Below are 17301 nucleotides of genomic sequence, written 5' to 3' on the forward strand. Positions count from 1 at the left end.
CGGAGCGCTCTGGCCGAAACCACGGGGGCGCCACCGTAACAGGGGCCAACACAGCGGCGTCGCTGACACAGCGGCGTGGGACGAGAAAGGGCCCCGGGGCGTCCCGGAGCCCTTCTTCGTTGAGACCGGTTACAGGCCGGCGGCGGAGGCCAGGTCCTTGGCGCGGTCGGTCGACTCCCAGGAGAAGTCGGGCTCCTCGCGGCCGAAGTGGCCGTAGGCGGCCGTCTGCGAGTAGATCGGGCGGAGCAGGTCGAGGTCGCGGACGATCGCGGCCGGACGCAGGTCGAAGACCTCCCCGATGGCCTTCTCGATCTTCTCGGGGGCGACCTTCTCGGTGCCGAACGTCTCCACGAACACCCCGACCGGGTGGGCCTTGCCGATCGCGTAGGCGACCTGCACCTCGGCGCGGTCGGCGAGCTGCGCGGCGACGATGTTCTTGGCGACCCAGCGCATCGCGTACGCGGCGGAGCGGTCCACCTTGGACGGGTCCTTGCCGGAGAACGCGCCGCCGCCGTGCCGGGCCATGCCGCCGTAGGTGTCCACGATGATCTTGCGGCCGGTGAGGCCGGCGTCGCCCATCGGGCCGCCGATCTCGAAGCGGCCGGTCGGGTTCACCAGCAGCCGGTAGTTGTCGGTGTCGAGATCGAACTCGGCGAGCACCGGGTCGACCACGTGCTCCTTCACGTCCGGGGCGAGCAGCTCCTTCAGGTCGATGTCGGGAGCGTGCTGGCTGGACACGACGACGGTGTCGAGGCGGACGCCGCGGTCGCCGTCGTACTCGATGGTGACCTGGGTCTTGCCGTCGGGGCGCAGGTACGGCACGTCGCCGCTCTTGCGGACCGCCGACAGCCGCCGGGCGAGCCGGTGCGCCAGCGTGATCGGCAGCGGCATCAGCTCGGGCGTCTCGCTGGTGGCGTAGCCGAACATCAGGCCCTGGTCGCCCGCGCCCTGCCGGTCGAGGTCGTCGACGCCCTCGCCCTCGCGGGTCTCGTAGGCGTCGTCGACGCCCTGCGCGATGTCGGGCGACTGCGCGCCGATCGACACCGAGACGCCGCAGGAGTGGCCGTCGAAGCCCTTCTTGGACGAGTCGTAGCCGATCTCCAGGATCTTCTCCCGGATCACGCCCGGGATGTCCACGTAGGTCTCGGTGGTGACCTCACCGGCCACATGGACCTGACCGGTCGTGATCATCGTCTCGACGGCGACCCGGCTCTTCGGGTCGTCCTTGAGCATCGAGTCGAGGATCGCGTCGCTGATCTGGTCCGCGATCTTGTCCGGGTGACCCTCGGTCACCGACTCGGAGGTGAACAGGCGGCGAGACACGTACGTGAACTCCTTGCAGCGGCTGCTGACTGACGTCGCAGAACGGATTCTTTGTCGACTTCGGCGAGGGAGGCCGCCCCCCGCCATGGTTCCCCATGGATGTTAGGGCCAATGGACGCTAGGGCCAGAAGTCTAGCCGGATCATCGCCCTTCGCCCTGACGAACGCCTGACGGCGGGCCCTCCAGCCGCGCCGAGACGAGATCCCAGACGACCTCGGCGAGCGCCTCCTTGGCGCCCCGCGGCACCTCGGTCGCCGACCCGTCCGCGCCGAGGACGGTCGCGGCGTTGTCGGGGCGGCCGAAGGTGAGGTTCTCGCCGACCTGGTTGACGACGAGGAGGTCGCAGCCCTTGCGGGCGAGTTTGGCCCGGCCGTTGGCGAGGACGTCGTCGGTCTCGGCGGCGAAGCCCACGACCACCTGGCCGGGACGGCGGCTCGCGCCCAGCTCGGCCAGGATGTCGGGATTCTTGGCGAGCCGGATCGGCTCCGGCTCCGCCCCCTCGGCCTTCTTGATCTTGGAGCCGCGGTAGTCGGCGGGGCGGAAGTCCGCGACCGCGGCGGCCATGACGACCGCGTCGGCCGACCCGGCCGCCTCCACGACCGCCTTGCGCATCTCCTCGGCCGACCCGACCGGGACGGTCTCGGCGCCCGCCGGGTCGGGCAGGGCGACGTTCGCGGAGACGAGCGTCACCCTGGCGCCACGTGCCACCGCGGTCCGGGCGAGGGCGTAGCCCTGCAGGCCGGACGAGCGGTTGCCGATGAAGCGGACGGGGTCGATGGCCTCGCGGGTGCCGCCGGCGGAGACCACCACGTGCCGTCCGGCGAGGTCGCGCCCGCCGGCGCCGCGGGCGAGCACGTGCCGGGCGACCTCGAACAGCTCGGCGGGGTCGGGCAGCCGCCCGGGCCCGGTGTCCTTGCCCGTCAGGCGCCCGGAGGCGGGCTCCACCACGACGGCGCCGCGTGCCCGCAGCGTCGCAACGTTGGCCTGCGTGGCGGGGTGCTGCCACATCTCGGTGTGCATCGCGGGCGCGAACACGACGGGGCAGCGGGCGGTCAGCAGGGTGTTGGTGAGCAGGTCGTCGGCGAGTCCGTGCGCCGCCTTGGCGAGAAGGTCGGCGGTGGCCGGGGCGACGAACACGAGGTCGGCCTGCTGCCCCAGCCGGACGTGCGGGACCTCGGCGACGCCGTCCCACACCCGCGGGGACACCGGCTTGCCGGACAGGGCGGCCCAGGTGGGCTCTCCGACGAAGCGGAGCGCGTCGGCGGTCGGCACGACGGTGACGTCGTGGCCCGACTCGGTGAGCCGCCGGAGCAGCTCGCACGCCTTGTACGCGGCGATCCCGGCGCTCACTCCGAGCACGACGCGCGGCTTGGGGGAGGTCATACGGCCCACGATCCCATCACACGCCCCCCGCACCCGCGCCGGGGTCCTGCCGGAGGCTTGCCTTGGACCTCGACTAGCCCTCGATGGGCTCGGCGTTCAGGAGGCCTTCGCGCGTCTCGCGGAGCGCGATCGACAGCGGCTTCTCCTGGACCTGCGTCTCGACGAGCGGGCCGACGTACTCCAGCAGGCCCTCGCCCAGCTGGGCGTAGTAGGCGTTGATCTGCCGGGCGCGCTTGGCCGCGATGCTCACGAGGCCGTACTTGGTGTCGACGACCTCGAGGAGCTCGTCGATCGAAGGGTTGGTGATGCCCTCGTTGCTGGCTGCCACTCGGTGGCCTTCCGCTAGGTAGAACGGCTACTGGTCAGCCATCAAGGCTAGCAGCTCGTCGCACACGTCCTGCACGGCCGTGTTGACGAGCGTGACGTCGAACTCCTTCTCGGCGGCGAGTTCGACGCGGGCCGCGTCGAGGCGGCGCTCGATGACCTCGGGGGGCTCGGTGCCGCGTCCGGTGAGGCGGCGGACGAGCTCCTCCCAGCTGGGGGGAGCGAGGAACACCAGCTGCGCCTCGGGCATGGACCGGCGGACCTGCCGGGCGCCCTGGAGGTCGATCTCCAGGAGGACCGGCTCGCCGCGGGCGAGGCGCTCCTCGACGGGCCGGCGCGGGGTGCCGTAGCGGTTGCCCGCGAACTCGGCCCATTCGAGGAGCTCCCCTTCGGCGACGAGCCGGTCGAAACCGGCGTCGTCGACGAAGAAGTACTGCACACCGTCGGTCTCACCCGGGCGGGGGGCCCGGGTGGTCACCGAGACCGACAGCCACACCCGGGGGTGTGAGCGCCGGATCTCGGCGACGACCGTGCTCTTGCCGACGCCCGACGGCCCGGACAGGACCGTCAGCCGCCGCGCGAGCGGGCCATTCGGCCTGGAGCCCTCCGGCGCAGCGATGGGTGCGCCGGAGCCGGACGGGATGGTGCCGTTCCCGGGTCGCCCCGAGCCGGCCGCGGCGGTCTGGCCGCCGCGCCCGCCCGTGAGTCGCACGTCAGCGGTTCGCACTTCCGCCGAACTCACGCTCCAGGGAAGCGCGCTGGTTGGCGCCGAGGCCCCGCACACGGCGGGACTCGGCGATGCCCAGGCGCTCCATGATCTGCTTCGCACGGACCTTGCCCACACCGGGCAGCGATTCCAGGAGGGCCGACACCTTCATCTTTCCGATGACGTCGTCGGACTGACCCTCTTTGAGAACCTCGGCGAGCGAGGTTCCCCCGTGCTTCAGCTTGTTCTTAACCTCGGCCCGCTCCTTGCGAGCCTTGGCAGCCTTCTCCAAGGCTGCGGCGCGCTGTTCGGGGGTTAGGGGCGGAAGAGCCACGCCGGGTCACCTCAGGTTTCCACTCGACGGAGTCGGACGGGTTGGGAAACTAGCGAGTTCACCACCCATAAGGCAACGTGAAGTGCCGTTTAGCCCACCACAAATTCACGAAAATCACTCCTCGGAGTGTCCTGAATACAGAGTGTACCCAACTCCGGCCCCTCAGAGCCCCAACCCCTTGGCTTGCTGGGACTTTCGCATGATCGTGAAAATCCGCCCATTCTGCCCGCACATGTGGCACTCGGTGCCCGTTCGCCACTGCGCTTCGCTGCCCCGGGCGGCCCCTGCGCCACGGTCCCGCCACCGCCCCGGGACGCCGTCCCGGCCGTCCCCGCGGGGGCTCCCACAAGTGATCCCGACCGAGTGACACTCGTCACGCCGCGCCGTTCCGCACGTCGCCCCGGCACCGTTACTGTCATCCTCGACAACACACCGCCAAGATCGTTCGTTCGGCCCGGAGGACACCCCCACCGCACCAGCTCCCCCAGCCCGCCGCCAGGGCACCGCCACGGACGCGGAAGCGCCGGCCGCCCCTCCGGAGACTCCCCCCGGTCCGGAATCGCGCCTCCGCGTGACCGAGTTCACCGTTCGGCACGTATCGCAAAGCGACGACTCGGCCCCCGCATTCGCATGCGACTAAAACCACAAAGCGCGATGGCGCACGCCACAAAACTCGCCCGCAAAGCGTTCTGTGCACCCGCGCACCAATGGCGCCGGGGACGTCCGCGGGCGGGTCGGGCCGTGTCCGTTCAGGCCGTGCCGGCGGACGTGCGGCGCAGCGCGGCGGCGATCCCGGCCGCGGCGGCGCCCGGATCGGGGGCGGCGGTGATGGGGCGGCCGATGACCAGCAGGTCGGCGCCGGCGGCGAGGGCGTCCTCGGGGGTGGCGACGCGGGCCTGGTCCTGGTTGCCGGAGCCCGCGGGGCGGACACCGGGCGTGATGAGCGTGATGTCCGGCCCGACCTCGGCGCGGACGGCGGCGGCCTCCTGCGGGGAGCACACGAGCGCCTGGGCGCCCGCCTCGACGGCGAGGACGGCGAGCCGGCGGACGGCGTCCGGGGCGGGCCCCGCGAGGCCGAGGGCGGCGAGATCGGCGTCCCCGAGCGACGTCAGGACCGTGACCGCGGCGATCTTGGTGGCGGGGACGGCCTCCACCGCCTCGCGGATCATCGCGGGCCCTCCGGCGGCGTGCACGGTCAGGTAGGCCGGCTTGAGGCGCGCCACGGCGCGGGCGGCGCCCCGGACGGTGGCGGGGATGTCGTGCAGCTTGAGGTCGAGGAAGACCTGGACGCGGCTGGCGCCCCGGACGCTGGCGACGACGTCCGGCCCGTACCGCAGGTACAGCTCCAGGCCGACCTTGACGGTGGAGACGTGCGGCGTGACCAGGGTGGCCCAGCGCGCGGCCGTCTCCAGGTCGGGCGCGTCCAGCGCGACGGCGATGGGGGCGGTCACAGCTTCTCCTTCTCGGGCTCTTGCGGGCGCACCTGGGGCGGGACGTACCCGGCGGGCTTGTGCGCGAGGCCGACGGCGTCGGCGAGGCGGCCGATGCGGCGGGCCGCGAGCGCCTCCTCCAGCTCCCGCAGGACGCGGGGCCCGGCCGTGGGGTCGTGGAACAGGGCGGTGCCGACGGCGACGGCGGAGGCCCCGGCGAGGATGAACTCCAGCGCGTCCAGGCCGGTGGAGATGCCGCCGACCCCGATGATGGGGGTGCTGGGCAGCGCGGCGTGCACCTGGTAGACGCAGCGGACCGCGATGGGCCGCACGGCGGGCCCGGACAGGCCGCCGGACACGCCCGTGAGGGCCGGACGCAGCGTCTGCGGGTCGATCGCCATGGCCTCCATGGTGTTGATCAGGGTGAGGCCGTCGGCGCCCGCGTCGACGCAGGCGAGCGCGATCGTGACGATGTCGGTCACGTCGGGGGCGAGCTTGGCGAAGATCGGGACGCCGGGCCGGGCGTGCGCGCGCACGGCCCGCACGACGGACGCGGCGGCGGCCGGGTGCCAGCCGAACATGCGGCCGCGGTCCTCGACGTTGGGGCAGGCGACGTTGACCTCGATCGCGGCGACGCCCGGGACGTTGCGGAGGCGGCGCGCGAGGTCGCCGTACTCCTCAACGCTGTTGCCCGCGACGGACACGATCGTGCGGACCTCCTGCTCGATGAGCCAGGGCAGGTCGCGCTCCAGGAACGTCTCCAGCCCGGGGCCGGGCAGGCCCATCGCGGTCAGGAGGCCGCTCGGGGTCTCGGTCACGCGGGGCGTGGGGCGCCCCGCGCGCGGTTGCGCCATGACCGACGTCGTGACGAACGCGCCGAGACGGGTGAGGTCGAAGAACTGGGCGAGCTCCCGTCCCGTCCCGCCGCACCCGGAGGCCGTCAGGACGGGATTGGGGAGCTCCAGAGGCCCGAGTGCGGTCGTGACCCGGTCGCTCACTGGGAGCCCCCTTCAGAGACGCTCAGGACGCGCGGCGCGCCGAGCGCGTCGAACGGGATGGTGCCGAGGTCGCCCCAGCGGACCCGGTCGCCGCGCAGGACGGGCCCGTCCGCGCAGGCGCGGATCATGCGGGTCACGCCGTCCTCGCCGTGGACGGGGAGCATGCACGTCATGCACACGCCGATGCCGCACGCGCCCGTCTGCTGGAGGAACTCCTCGACCGACACCTGCGAGGGCAGCCCGAAGGCGCCGGCGATCTGGGTGACCGAGCGGAGCAGGGACGTAGGGCCGCAGCCGTAGACGACGTCCGCGCCCGTCTCCTCGATGACGCGGGGCAGGACGTCGCGGACGGCGCCCTTCTCCCCCATCGACCCGTCCTCGGTGACGACGGCGGAGCTGTCGCCGATGCGCTGCGCCATCCGGGAGCCGAACACCTGCCGGGCGGAGGCGCCGGCGAGCACGAAGTGCACCTGGCAGCCGCGCCGCAGCAGCGTGTCGGCCAGCGCGAACACGGCCGCGCCGCCGGGCCCGCCGGCGACGAGCAGGCAGGTGACCGGGTCGCGGGGCAGCCGGAACGGGCGGCCGAGCGGGCCGACGAGGTCGAGCTGGTCGCGGGAGCGGCGGCCGGCGAGCCAGGCGGTGCCGGGCTCGGTGTCGGCGAACACCAGCTCGACGGTGCCGCCGTAGTCGGACTTGACCTCGTGGACCCCGAAGCACCGGCGGACCAGGCGGGAGGTGTGCTCGCCGCCCACCGCGAGCGCCACGAACTGGCCGGGCCTGAAGCGCTCGGCGATGGCCGGGGCCACCAGCGTCATCGCGCGGTAGTCCTGCACCTGGCGGACCGTCAGGACCGTCGCCGAGGTCTGCACCGGCGTGTCGGACACCCGTCTCCCTCTCCTCGTCGCGTACTCCGGGCGGGCCGGGCGCACGGCATGCGCCCGGCCCGCCCGGTCACTCTCAGCCGGGCGTCACCGTGCCCTGCCCGTCCGGGTCCGGCGCGCCGGCGCGCCCGTGCGCGCCGCTCAGCCGCTCGGCGTGCTCCTGGAGGGAGCGGACGCCGACCTGACCGCCGGTGACGGCCTCGATGCCCTGCACGGCCGCGGCGAGCCCCTGGACCGTCGTCACGCACGGTACGCCCCGCAGCACGGCCGCGGTACGGATCTCGTAGCCGTCGAGCCGCGGCCCGGACTGGCCGGGGCTGCCGAAGGGAGTGTTGACGATGAGGTCGACCTCGCCGTCCAGGACGCGCCGCACGATCGTGGGCTCGCCGGACGGGCCCGGACCCTCGCTGTGCTTGCGCACGATCTTGGCACGCACGCCGTTGCGGCGCAGGACCTCCGCGGTCCCTTCCGTGGCAAGAATCTCAAAGCCCAGGTCAGCCAGCCGCTTCACCGGGAACACCATGTGTCGTTTGTCGCGGTTCGCCACGGACACGAACGCGCGCCCCTTGGTCGGCAGCGACCCGTAGGCGGCCTGCTGCGACTTGGCGAACGCGGTGCCGAAAACCTCGTCGATGCCCATGACCTCGCCGGTGGAGCGCATCTCGGGGCCGAGGACGATGTCGACGCCCTGCCCGTGCTCGTTGCGGAACCGGTCGAACGGCAGGACGGCCTCCTTCACCGCGATCGGCGCGTCCAGCGGCAGGGACCCGCCGTCGCCGGCCTCCGGCAGCATGCCCTCGGCGCGCAGCTCGGCGATGGTGGCGCCCATCATCACGCGGGCCGCCGCCTTGGCGAGCGGCACGGCGGTCGCCTTGGAGACGAACGGCACCGTGCGGGAGGCCCGCGGGTTCGCCTCCAGCACGTACAGGACGCCCGCCGACAGCGCGTACTGGACGTTCATCAGCCCCCGCACGCCGACGCCGCGCGCGAGCGCCTCCGTCGACTCGCGGATGCGGCGGATGTCGTCGTGCCCCAGCGTGATGGGCGGCAGGGCGCACGCCGAGTCGCCGGAGTGGATGCCGGCCTCCTCGATGTGCTCCATGACACCGCCGAGGTAGAGCTCCTCGCCGTCGAACAGGGCGTCCACGTCGATCTCGATGGCCTCGTCCAGGAAGCGGTCGACCAGGACGGGGTGTTCGGGGCTCGCCTCCGTGGCCCGCGCCATGTACGACTCCAGCGTGGCGTCGTCGTACACGATCTCCATGCCGCGCCCGCCCAGCACGTAGGACGGGCGGACGAGCACGGGGTAGCCGATCTCGGCGGCGATCTCCAGGGCCTCCTCGTAGGACGTGGCCGTGCCGTGCTTGGGCGCGAGCAGGCCCGCCCTGTGCAGGACGCGCCCGAACGCCCCCCGCTCCTCGGCGAGGTGGATGCTCTCCGGCGAGGTGCCCACGATCGGCACGCCGGCGTCCTTCAGCTTCTGGGCGAGGCCGAGGGGCGTCTGCCCGCCGAGCTGGACGATGACGCCCGCGACCTCGCCGGACTGCTGCTCGGCGTAGACGACCTCAAGGACGTCCTCCAGCGTGAGCGGCTCGAAGTAGAGCCGGTCGGAGGTGTCGTAGTCGGTGGAGACCGTCTCGGGGTTGCAGTTGACCATCACGGTCTCGTAGCCGGCCTCGGCCAGCGTGAACGACGCGTGGACGCAGGAGTAGTCGAACTCGACGCCCTGGCCGATGCGGTTGGGCCCGCTGCCCAGGATGATGACCTTCGGCTTCGCCCCCGGCGGTACCTCGGTCTCCTCGTCGTAGGCGGAGTAGAGGTAGGGGGTCTGCGCCGCGAACTCGGCGGCGCAGGTGTCGACGGTCAGGTAGACCGGGCGGATGCCGAGCGCGTGCCGCAGCTCGCGCACGACCTCTTCGGAGAGGTTGCGCAGCTCGCCGATCTGCGCGTCGGAGAACCCGTGCCGCTTGGCGCGCAGCAGCTTGTCCTTGGTGAGCGCGTCGTCGGCGGTGCGGATCTCCTCCGCGACCTCGTTGATGGCGGCGATCTGGTCGAGGAACCAGGGGTCGATGCCGGTCGCCTCGTACACCTCCTCGATGGAGGCGCCGGCCCAGAGCGCGCGCTGGACGTCCCGGAGCCGCCCGTCGTGGGGGCGGCCGGCCGACTCGACCAGCGCGGCGGCGTCGGCCTCCCCCGCCCAGCTGAACGAGGTGCCCTTCTGCTCCAGCGACCGCAGGGCCTTCTGCAGGGCCTCGGTGAAGCACCGCCCGATGGCCATGGCCTCGCCCACGGACTTCATGTGCGTGGTGAGCGTGCCGTCGGCGCCGGGGAACTTCTCGAACGCGAACCGGGGCACCTTCACCACGACGTAGTCGAGCGTCGGCTCGAACGACGCGGGCGTCTCCCGGGTGATGTCGTTCGGGATCTCGTCCAGCGTGTAGCCGATGGCCAGCTTCGCCGCGATCTTGGCGATGGGGAAGCCGGTGGCCTTGGACGCCAGGGCCGAGGACCGCGACACCCGCGGGTTCATCTCGATGACGATCATGCGGCCGGTGCCGGGATGCACGGCGAACTGGATGTTGCACCCGCCGGTGTCGACGCCGACCTCGCGGATCACCGCGATCGCGACGTCGCGCATGTTCTGGTACTCGCGGTCGGTCAGCGTCAGCGCGGGCGCGACCGTGATCGAGTCGCCGGTGTGCACGCCCATCGGGTCGAGGTTCTCGATCGAGCACACGATCACCACGTTGTCGTGGCGGTCGCGCATGACCTCCAGCTCGTACTCCTTCCAGCCGAGGATCGACTCCTCCAGGAGCACCTCGCCGGTCGGGGACGCGTCGAGCCCGGCGCCCGCGATGCGGCGCAGGTCGGCCTCGTCGTGGGCGAAGCCGGAGCCCCGCCCGCCCATCGTGAAGGACGGCCGCACGACGACGGGGTAGCCGAGCTCGCCCGCCGCGGCCAGGCAGTCGGCCATCGAGTGGCAGATGACCGACCGGGCCGACTCGGCGTTCAGGCCCTGCTCCCGGGCGACCTTGGCGACGACCTCCTTGAACCGCTCCCGGTTCTCGCCGGCCTGGATCGCGTCCACGTCGGCGCCGATCAGCTCGACCCCGTACTTGGCGAGGACGCCGCCCTCGTAGAGCGCGATGGCGGTGTTCAGGGCCGTCTGGCCGCCGAGGGTGGGCAGCAGCGCGTCCGGCCGCTCCTTGGCGATGATCTTCTCGACGACCTCGGGGGTGATCGGCTCGACGTAGGTCGCGTCGGCGAACTCGGGGTCGGTCATGATCGTGGCCGGGTTGCTGTTCACCAGCGTCACCCGCAGGCCCTCGGCCTTCAGCACCCGGCACGCCTGGGTGCCGGAGTAGTCGAACTCGCACGCCTGCCCGATGACGATCGGCCCGGAGCCGATGACCAGGACGGAGTTCAGGTCTTCGCGGCGCGGCATTACTTCGACGCCTCCATCAGGTCGCAGAAACGGTCGAAGAGCCCGGACGCGTCGTGCGGACCGGCCGCGGCCTCCGGGTGGTACTGCACGCTGAACGCCGGGCGCTCCAGCAGCCTCAGCCCCTCGACGCACCCGTCGTTGAGGTTGACGTGGCTGACCTCGCCGGGCCCGTAGGGGGTGTCGAACGGCCCGCCGACGGGGGCGTCCACCGCGAACCCGTGGTTGTGCGCCGACACGTCGACCTTGCCGGTCGTCCGGTCCTGGACGGGCTGGTTGATGCCCCGGTGGCCGAACCTCAGCTTGTACGTGCCGAGGCCGAGCGCGCGGCCGAAGATCTGGTTGCCGAAGCAGATCCCGAAGAACGGCGTCCCGGTGTCGAGGACGCCCTTCAGCGCGTCCACGGCGTAGCCCGCGGCGGCCGGGTCGCCCGGGCCGTTGGAGAAGAACACGCCGTCGGGGGCGAGGGCGAGGATGTCCGCGGCCGTGCTGGTCGCCGGCAGGACGTGCACCTCGCAGCCCCGCTCGGACATCCGGTACGGCGTCATCGACTTGATGCCGAGGTCGACGGCCGCGACCGTGTAGCGCTTCTCCCCCCGCGCCGGGACGACGTAGGGCTCCGTGGTGGAGACGTCCCGGGCCAGGTCGGCGCCCTCCATCGAGGGGCTCTGCCGGACGCGCTCGACGAGGGCGTCCTCGCCGGCGGCGGCGGCCGCGCCGCTGAAGATGCCGGCGCGCATCGCGCCCCTGTCGCGCAGGTGCCGCGTCAGCGCCCGCGTGCCGGGGATGGCGATGCCCACCACCCCCTGCTCGCGCAGCGCGGAGCCGAGCGAGCCGGTGGCGCGCCAGTTGGACGCCACGCGGGCGGGCTCGCGCACCACGTAGCCGGCCACCTGGATGCGGCGGGACTCGGGGTCCTCGGCGTTGACGCCGGTGTTGCCGATGTGGGGGGAGGTCATCGCCACGATCTGGCGCGCGTACGAGGGGTCGGTCAGGGTCTCCTGGTAGCCGGTCATGCCGGTGTTGAAGACCATCTCGCCGAAGGTCTCGCCTTCGGCCCCGTACGCGGCCCCGCGGAACACCCTGCCGTCTTCGAGGACCAGCAGTGCAGGGTTCATTGGAGCTTTCCTTCCAGGACGGTCGGCTTGCCGCGCAGGAACGTCGCGACGACCCGGCCGGGCAGCTCCAGCCCCGCGAACGGGGTGTTGCGGCTCTTGGAGGTCATCGCGGACGGGTCCACGGCGCGGCGCGGCGACGGGTCGTACAGCGTGATGTTGGCGGGCGAACCTGCCTCCAGCGGACGACCCTGTCCGGAAAGGCGGCCGATGCGGGCGGGGCGGACGGACATGCGGTCGGCGACCCCGGCCCAGTCGAGCAGGCCGGTCTCGACCATCGCCTCCTGGACGACCGGCAGCGCCGTCTCCAGGCCGATCATGCCCATGGCGGCCACGGCCCACTCGGTCTCCTTGGCCTCGACCGGGTGGGGGGCGTGGTCGGTGGCGACGCAGTCGATCGTCCCGTCGGCGAGGGCGTGCCGCAGCGCGGTGACGTCGTCGGCGGTGCGCAGCGGCGGGTTGACCTTGAAGATCGGGTCGTAGGACCCGGCCTTGGCGTCGTTCAGCAGCAGGTGGTGCGGGGTGACCTCGGCGGTCACCGGGCAGCCCTTGCTCTTGGCCCAGCGGATGATCTCCACCGAGCCGGCCGTGGAGACGTGGCACACGTGCAGCCGCGACCCGACGTGCTGGGCGAGCAGCACGTCCCGGGCGATGATCGCCTCCTCGGCGACGGCGGGCCAGCCGCGCAGGCCGAGCGCCGCGGACATCTCGCCCTCGTTCATCTGGGCGCCCTCGGTGAGGCGCGGCTCCTGGGCGTGCTGGGCGACGACGCCGTCGAACGCCTTCACGTACTCCAGGGCCCGGCGCATGATGACCGCGTCCGACACGCAGTGCCCGTCGTCGGAGAAGACCCGCACCCCGGCGGCGGAGTCGGCCATCGCGCCCAGCTCGGCGAGCTGCTCGCCGGCGATGCCGCGGGTGACGGCCCCGACCGGCTGGACGTCGCAGTACCCGGCCTCGCGCCCGAGGCGCCACACCTGCTCGACCACGCCGGCCGTGTCGGCGACGGGGTCGGTGTTGGCCATCGCGTGGACGGCGGTGTACCCGCCCATCGCGGCGGCCCGCGTCCCGGACTCGACGGTCTCGGCGTCCTCCCGGCCCGGCTCGCGCAGGTGGGTGTGCAGGTCCACGAGACCGGGCAGCGCGACCAGCCCCCCGGCCTCGACGACCTCGGCGCCGGCCTCGTCAAGCCCGGCCCCGACCGCGGCGATGGCGCCGTCGCGGACGAGGATGTCGGCGGCCTCTCCGCCGAGGATCCGGGCGCCCTTGATGATGTAGGTGCTCACTGGGGGACCTCCTGGCCGATGGCGGGCTCGGAGCCTCCGAGCAGCAGGTAGAGGACGGCCATGCGCGCGCTGACGCCGTTGGCGACCTGCTCGACGATCGTGGAGCGGACCGAGTCGGCGACCTCGGCGGCGATCTCGACGCCGCGGTTCATCGGCCCGGGGTGCATGACGATCGCGTGCTCGGGCAGCTCGGCCATGCGCTCGGCGTCCAGCCCGTAGCGGCGGCTGTACTCGCGCACGGTCGGGAAGTAGGCGGCGTTCATGCGCTCCTGCTGGACGCGCAGCATCATGATGACGTCGCTCTTGGGGATGACGGCGTCGAGGTCGTAGGAGACCGCGCACGGCCAGGTGTCGATCGCGACCGGCAGCAGCGTCGGCGGCGCGACCACGGTCACGTCGGCGCCGAGCGTGTCGAGCAGCAGGACGTTGGATCGTGCCACGCGGCTGTGGAGCACGTCGCCGACGATGGTGACCTTGCGGCCCTCCAGGTCGCCTAGGCGCTTGCGCATCGTGAACGCGTCCAGGAGCGCCTGCGTGGGGTGCTCGTGGGTGCCGTCCCCGGCGTTGACCACGCTGCCCTGCACCCATCCGGCCAGCCGGTGCGGCGCGCCGGAGGCGTTGTGCCGGATGACGACGCCGTCCGCGCCCATCGCCTCCAGCGTGAGCGCCGTGTCCTTCAGGCTCTCGCCCTTGGACACGCTGGAGCCCTTGGCGGAGAAGTTGATCACGTCGGCGGACAGCCGCTTGGCCGCGGCCTCGAACGAGATGCGGGTGCGGGTCGAGTCCTCGAAGAACAGGTTGACGACCGTCCGGCCGCGCAGCGTCGGCAGCTTCTTGATGGAGCGGCCCGCGATCTGCGCGAGCTCCTCGGCCGTGTCGAGGACGAGCAGCGCGTCGTCGCGGCTGAGGTCGGCGGCGGAGATCAGATGGCGGTTCATTCGGCACCCCCCGTCGGGCCGAGCAGCACCGCGTCGCGCCCGTCGTTCTCGTCCAGCAGGACCTTCACGGTCTCGCGCATCGAGGTGGGCAGGTTCTTGCCCACGTAGTCGGCGCGGATCGGCAGCTGCCGGTGCCCGCGGTCGACCAGCACCGCCAGCTGGACGGCGCGGGGCCGGCCGAGGTCGTTCAGCGAGTCCAGCGCGGCGCGCACCGTCCGCCCGGAGAACAGCACGTCGTCGACGAGCACGACGACCCTGTCGTCGATCCCCTCGGGGGGCAGCTCCGTGCGGCCGAGGGCGCGCGCGGGACGCATGCGCAGGTCGTCCCGGTACATGGTCACGTCGAGCGAGCCCCAGGGCACCGGGCGGCCCTCGACCTCGCGCAGCGCCCCGGCGAGCCGCTCGGCCAGCGTCACGCCGCGGGTCTGGATGCCGAGCAGCAGGACGTCGTGGCCGCCCTTGGTCCGCTCGAGGATCTCGTGTGCGATGCGGGTCAGCGCGCGTCTGATGTCGGGACCCTCGAGAACGGCCTTGGGCCGGGGGTCACCGTCCGCCACGCGCTGCTCCTGCCTGGAGGCAGCATTCACCGCCGAAACCTCCTTCCCCGCCTCACGGGACGGGCCTTAAAGGACGTCGTGTCCCCCACACGTTAGCAGCCGGTCACGCTTGCCCCGCACCCCGGACCGGCCCGCGTCTTCGCAGGTGAGAGGGGTCACATTCGGGGGCATGCCGGACGGTGGCGCGGACGCGCGGCAGGGCCCCCGCGCCCCCGCCCGCACGGGGAAAAGGGGATCCGGACCGGCCGGATCGAGTCCTGCGGATTCGACCGCTTTTTTCCAATCAGCTTGACCTGGGGCCGTACCCGTTTTACCGTCACTGTCCGTAACCATCCCTGGAGACAGACTCTTGGAGCCCCCGGGCTTCGCGAATCTGTCTCCCCCCGGTGACAAGCCGGGGTCCGACGACGACGAAAGTGAGCCTGGGGGCCGCATAATGCCGTCTGAATACGCTAAGGCTCTCGGCGCGCGCCTGCGCGCCATCCGCACCCAGCAGGGCCTGTCCCTGCACGGCGTGGAGGAGAAGTCCCGCGGCCGCTGGAAGGCCGTCGTCGTGGGTTCGTACGAGCGGGGCGACCGCGCCGTCACCGTTCAGAAGCTGGCCGAGCTCGCCGATTTCTACGGCGTGCCGGTTTCCGAGTTGCTGCCCGGCGGAGCCGCGCCGAGCCCGCTCGGGCCTACACCCAAGCTCGTGATCGATCTAGAGCGGTTGCAGCAGCTTCCGAAAGACAAGGCCGGTCCTCTCGCCCGCTACGCCGCGACGATCCAGAGCCAGCGGGGCGACTACAACGGAAAGGTCCTGTCCATCCGCCAGGAGGACCTGCGTTCACTCGCGGTCATCTATGACAAGTCCCCGACCGAGCTCACCGAGGAGCTGATCGGCTGGGGCGTCCTCGACCCGGAGGCGCGGCGCGCCGTCGAGTCGTTCTGATCCACCGGCCTGTTCCGCCGCTTCACCGCACGACCCGCTTCACCGCACGACCGTGACGGGGTCCGGCACCGCGCCGGGCCCCGTTCCTCGTCCGGGGCCCCTTCCGCGTCCGCGCCGTCCCGGACGCGGGACGAGCAGGGCCAGCGGGACGACGGCCGCCGCGACGGCGGCGCTCACCGCGAACCCGCCGGAGAACCCGCCCTCGCCGGGGACCGCCACCACGATGACCGCGCTGATCTGCGTCCCGAGGGACGCGCCGACCGTGCGGAGCAGCGTGTTGATGCCGGTGGCCACGCCGGTCTCCCCCGGCGGCACGGCGGCGACCACCAGGGTCGCCACGGCGGCGTAGGCGAAGCCGAGGCCGATGCCCCGCGCCAGGCCGCCCACGTAGAGGTGCCACATGGCGCCGTGCTCGACCGCCACGAACGCGTAGCCGAGGCCGGTCAGCGCCGCGCCGCCGAGCAGGACCGCGCGCGAGCCGACACGCCGGTCGAGGAGACCCGCCGTCATGCCGGCGACGGTCATGCCGATGCTGGCGGGAAGCTGGAGCAGCGCCGCCTGCGTGGCCGTCCCGCCGAAGCCGTACCCCGTGTCCTCCGGGAGCTGGACGAGCAAGGGGAACAGGAGCCCGCCCGCCATGAGCGCGTAGCCGGACAGGAGCGAGGCGGCGTTCGCCGTCCACACGCCGCGCACCCGCATGAGGCGCAGGTCGATCAGGGGCTCGGGCACGCGGCCCTCCACCCACAGCCACGCGCCAGCCGCGGCGAGCGCGAGAGCGAGCAGGCCGAGCACGCCGGGGGACGTCCAGCCCCAGTCCATGCCCTGGGTGAGGGCGGTGAGCGCGGCCACCAGCCAGGCGGCGAAGAGGGCCGCGCCCCACCAGTCGACCCGCGCGGCCGAGGCGCGGGAGGCCCCGCGGCGGTCCGCGGCCGGGACGATCCACCAGGCGAGGACGATGCCGGGCACCAGGCCCGTGACCGGCACCCACAGCAGCCACCGCCAGCCGAGGAAGTCGATGATCGGCCCGGCCAGGCACCACGACACGGCGCCGCCGAGCCCCAGCATGGACGACATGAGCCCGACGGCCGGGGCGCGCCGGGCGGCCGGGACGACGTCCCGGATGATCGTGTACGCCAGCGGGAAGACGCCGCCGCCGATGCCGCCGAGGACCCGCCCGGCCAGCATCACCGGGACCGTGCCGGCCAGGGCCGCGACGACCGTCCCCGCGGTCGCGACGGCGAGCACGGCGAGGAGCACCCGGCGCGGCCCGTACAGGTCGCCGAGCCGCCCGACCACCGGGGTGGCGACGGCCGCGGACAGCGTCATCGCGGTGAGCGCCCACGCCGCCCCCGCCGGAGTCGTGTGCAGGCCGTGCTGGATCTGCGGCAGGGCGGGCGTCACCACGGCCATCGACAGCGAGTACGCCATCACGCCGAGGAAGGCGAGCAGCGGGACCAGCCCGCGCACCTCCCGCCCCGCCACCGTGCCCTCCTTGGTTCGCCTCCCTAACAATCTCATACCGGGGCGAAACGCCTTCAGCGCGGGGCGGGGCGGGCGGACGGGGTGCGGTCAGTCCGCGGGCGCGCTCCAGGCCACGGGGAGGGCGGTCTCGTGGTCTTTCGGAATGCCCACGGGAAGGGCTTCCACGCCCGC

General features: G+C 72.8%; 15 protein-coding genes. 1 reads left to right on the top strand and 14 read right to left on the bottom strand.

Annotated elements, in window-relative coordinates:
* Positions 1 to 129: 129 nt before the first annotated feature.
* From metK to pyrR, 13 genes are all read right to left on the bottom strand, one after another.
* Positions 130 to 1323, bottom strand: a complete 1194-nt coding sequence (gene metK, locus AB0C21_RS15885) for a methionine adenosyltransferase (protein WP_149257365.1) — start codon at positions 1321 to 1323, stop codon at positions 130 to 132.
* 141 nt (positions 1324 to 1464) lie between these two features.
* Entirely contained in the window at positions 1465 to 2706 is a 1242-nt protein-coding gene (coaBC, locus tag AB0C21_RS15890; protein ID WP_500204876.1) for a bifunctional phosphopantothenoylcysteine decarboxylase/phosphopantothenate--cysteine ligase CoaBC, read from the bottom strand.
* A gap of 73 nt (positions 2707 to 2779) precedes the next feature.
* A complete protein-coding gene (gene rpoZ / locus AB0C21_RS15895) occupies positions 2780 to 3034 on the bottom strand; it encodes a DNA-directed RNA polymerase subunit omega (protein ID WP_021597645.1) in 255 nt (84 codons plus the stop codon).
* A gap of 27 nt (positions 3035 to 3061) precedes the next feature.
* The gene (gene gmk, locus AB0C21_RS15900) at positions 3062 to 3649 is read right to left on the bottom strand and encodes a guanylate kinase (RefSeq protein WP_149258015.1); all 588 of its coding nucleotides are present in this window, start codon (positions 3647 to 3649) and stop codon (positions 3062 to 3064) included.
* Between the two features lie 94 nt (positions 3650 to 3743).
* Positions 3744 to 4070 carry an integration host factor, actinobacterial type gene (gene mihF / locus AB0C21_RS15905; protein ID WP_021597647.1) on the bottom strand — a complete coding sequence of 109 codons (327 nt, stop codon included), beginning with the start codon at positions 4068 to 4070 and terminating at the stop codon, positions 3744 to 3746.
* A 749-nt stretch (positions 4071 to 4819) separates the two neighbouring features.
* Positions 4820 to 5521 (bottom strand): orotidine-5'-phosphate decarboxylase, encoded by a 702-nt coding sequence (gene pyrF / locus AB0C21_RS15910; RefSeq protein ID WP_353822065.1) that lies wholly within the window; start codon positions 5519 to 5521, stop codon positions 4820 to 4822.
* Positions 5518 to 6498, bottom strand: a complete 981-nt coding sequence (locus AB0C21_RS15915) for a dihydroorotate dehydrogenase (protein WP_500204877.1) — start codon at positions 6496 to 6498, stop codon at positions 5518 to 5520. Before AB0C21_RS15915 ends, pyrF begins: the two co-directional genes overlap by 4 nt.
* On the bottom strand, positions 6495 to 7382 hold the full coding sequence (locus AB0C21_RS15920) for an iron-sulfur cluster-binding protein (RefSeq protein WP_149257369.1): 888 nt from the start codon (positions 7380 to 7382) through the stop codon (positions 6495 to 6497). Before AB0C21_RS15920 ends, AB0C21_RS15915 begins: the two co-directional genes overlap by 4 nt.
* Positions 7383 to 7455: 73 nt before the next feature.
* A complete protein-coding gene (gene carB, locus AB0C21_RS15925; protein ID WP_500204878.1) occupies positions 7456 to 10824 on the bottom strand; it encodes a carbamoyl-phosphate synthase large subunit in 3369 nt (1122 codons plus the stop codon).
* Positions 10824 to 11939, bottom strand: a complete 1116-nt coding sequence (gene carA, locus AB0C21_RS15930; RefSeq protein WP_500204879.1) for a glutamine-hydrolyzing carbamoyl-phosphate synthase small subunit — start codon at positions 11937 to 11939, stop codon at positions 10824 to 10826. The genes carB and carA overlap by 1 nt, the downstream gene beginning before the upstream one ends.
* Complete coding sequence (locus AB0C21_RS15935) at positions 11936 to 13222, bottom strand: dihydroorotase (protein WP_500204880.1); 1287 nt, start codon at positions 13220 to 13222, stop codon at positions 11936 to 11938. The genes carA and AB0C21_RS15935 overlap by 4 nt, the downstream gene beginning before the upstream one ends.
* The gene (locus tag AB0C21_RS15940; protein ID WP_149257373.1) at positions 13219 to 14160 is read right to left on the bottom strand and encodes an aspartate carbamoyltransferase catalytic subunit; all 942 of its coding nucleotides are present in this window, start codon (positions 14158 to 14160) and stop codon (positions 13219 to 13221) included. The genes AB0C21_RS15935 and AB0C21_RS15940 overlap by 4 nt, the downstream gene beginning before the upstream one ends.
* The gene (pyrR, locus tag AB0C21_RS15945) at positions 14157 to 14717 is read right to left on the bottom strand and encodes a bifunctional pyr operon transcriptional regulator/uracil phosphoribosyltransferase PyrR (protein ID WP_149257374.1); all 561 of its coding nucleotides are present in this window, start codon (positions 14715 to 14717) and stop codon (positions 14157 to 14159) included. Before pyrR ends, AB0C21_RS15940 begins: the two co-directional genes overlap by 4 nt.
* A 436-nt stretch (positions 14718 to 15153) precedes the next feature.
* Here pyrR and bldD point away from each other — a divergent pair, with 436 nt between their 5' ends.
* The gene (gene bldD, locus AB0C21_RS15950) at positions 15154 to 15648 is read left to right on the top strand and encodes a transcriptional regulator BldD (RefSeq protein WP_021597992.1); all 495 of its coding nucleotides are present in this window, start codon (positions 15154 to 15156) and stop codon (positions 15646 to 15648) included.
* Between the two features lie 39 nt (positions 15649 to 15687).
* Here the strand turns inward: bldD and AB0C21_RS15955 are convergent, their stop codons facing one another.
* Positions 15688 to 17130, bottom strand: coding sequence for an MFS transporter (locus AB0C21_RS15955; RefSeq protein WP_500204881.1), 1443 nt, complete (start codon positions 17128 to 17130; stop codon positions 15688 to 15690).
* Between the last annotated feature and the right edge of the window lie 171 nt (positions 17131 to 17301).

This window comes from Spirillospora sp. NPDC049024, assembly GCF_040649235.1.
Classification (GTDB): domain Bacteria; phylum Actinomycetota; class Actinomycetes; order Streptosporangiales; family Streptosporangiaceae; genus Spirillospora.

Excerpts from the sequence above, each read along its gene's own strand:
- carA (WP_500204879.1), bottom strand. The coding sequence starts at position 11,939 with ATGAACCCTGCACTGCTGGTCCTCGAAGACGGCAGGGTGTTCCGCGGG.
- carB (WP_500204878.1), bottom strand. The coding sequence starts at position 10,824 with ATGCCGCGCCGCGAAGACCTGAACTCCGTCCTGGTCATCGGCTCCGGG.
- coaBC (WP_500204876.1), bottom strand. The coding sequence starts at position 2,706 with ATGACCTCCCCCAAGCCGCGCGTCGTGCTCGGAGTGAGCGCCGGGATC.
- bldD (WP_021597992.1), top strand. The coding sequence starts at position 15,154 with ATGCCGTCTGAATACGCTAAGGCTCTCGGCGCGCGCCTGCGCGCCATC.
- AB0C21_RS15940 (WP_149257373.1), bottom strand. The coding sequence starts at position 14,160 with ATGAACCGCCATCTGATCTCCGCCGCCGACCTCAGCCGCGACGACGCG.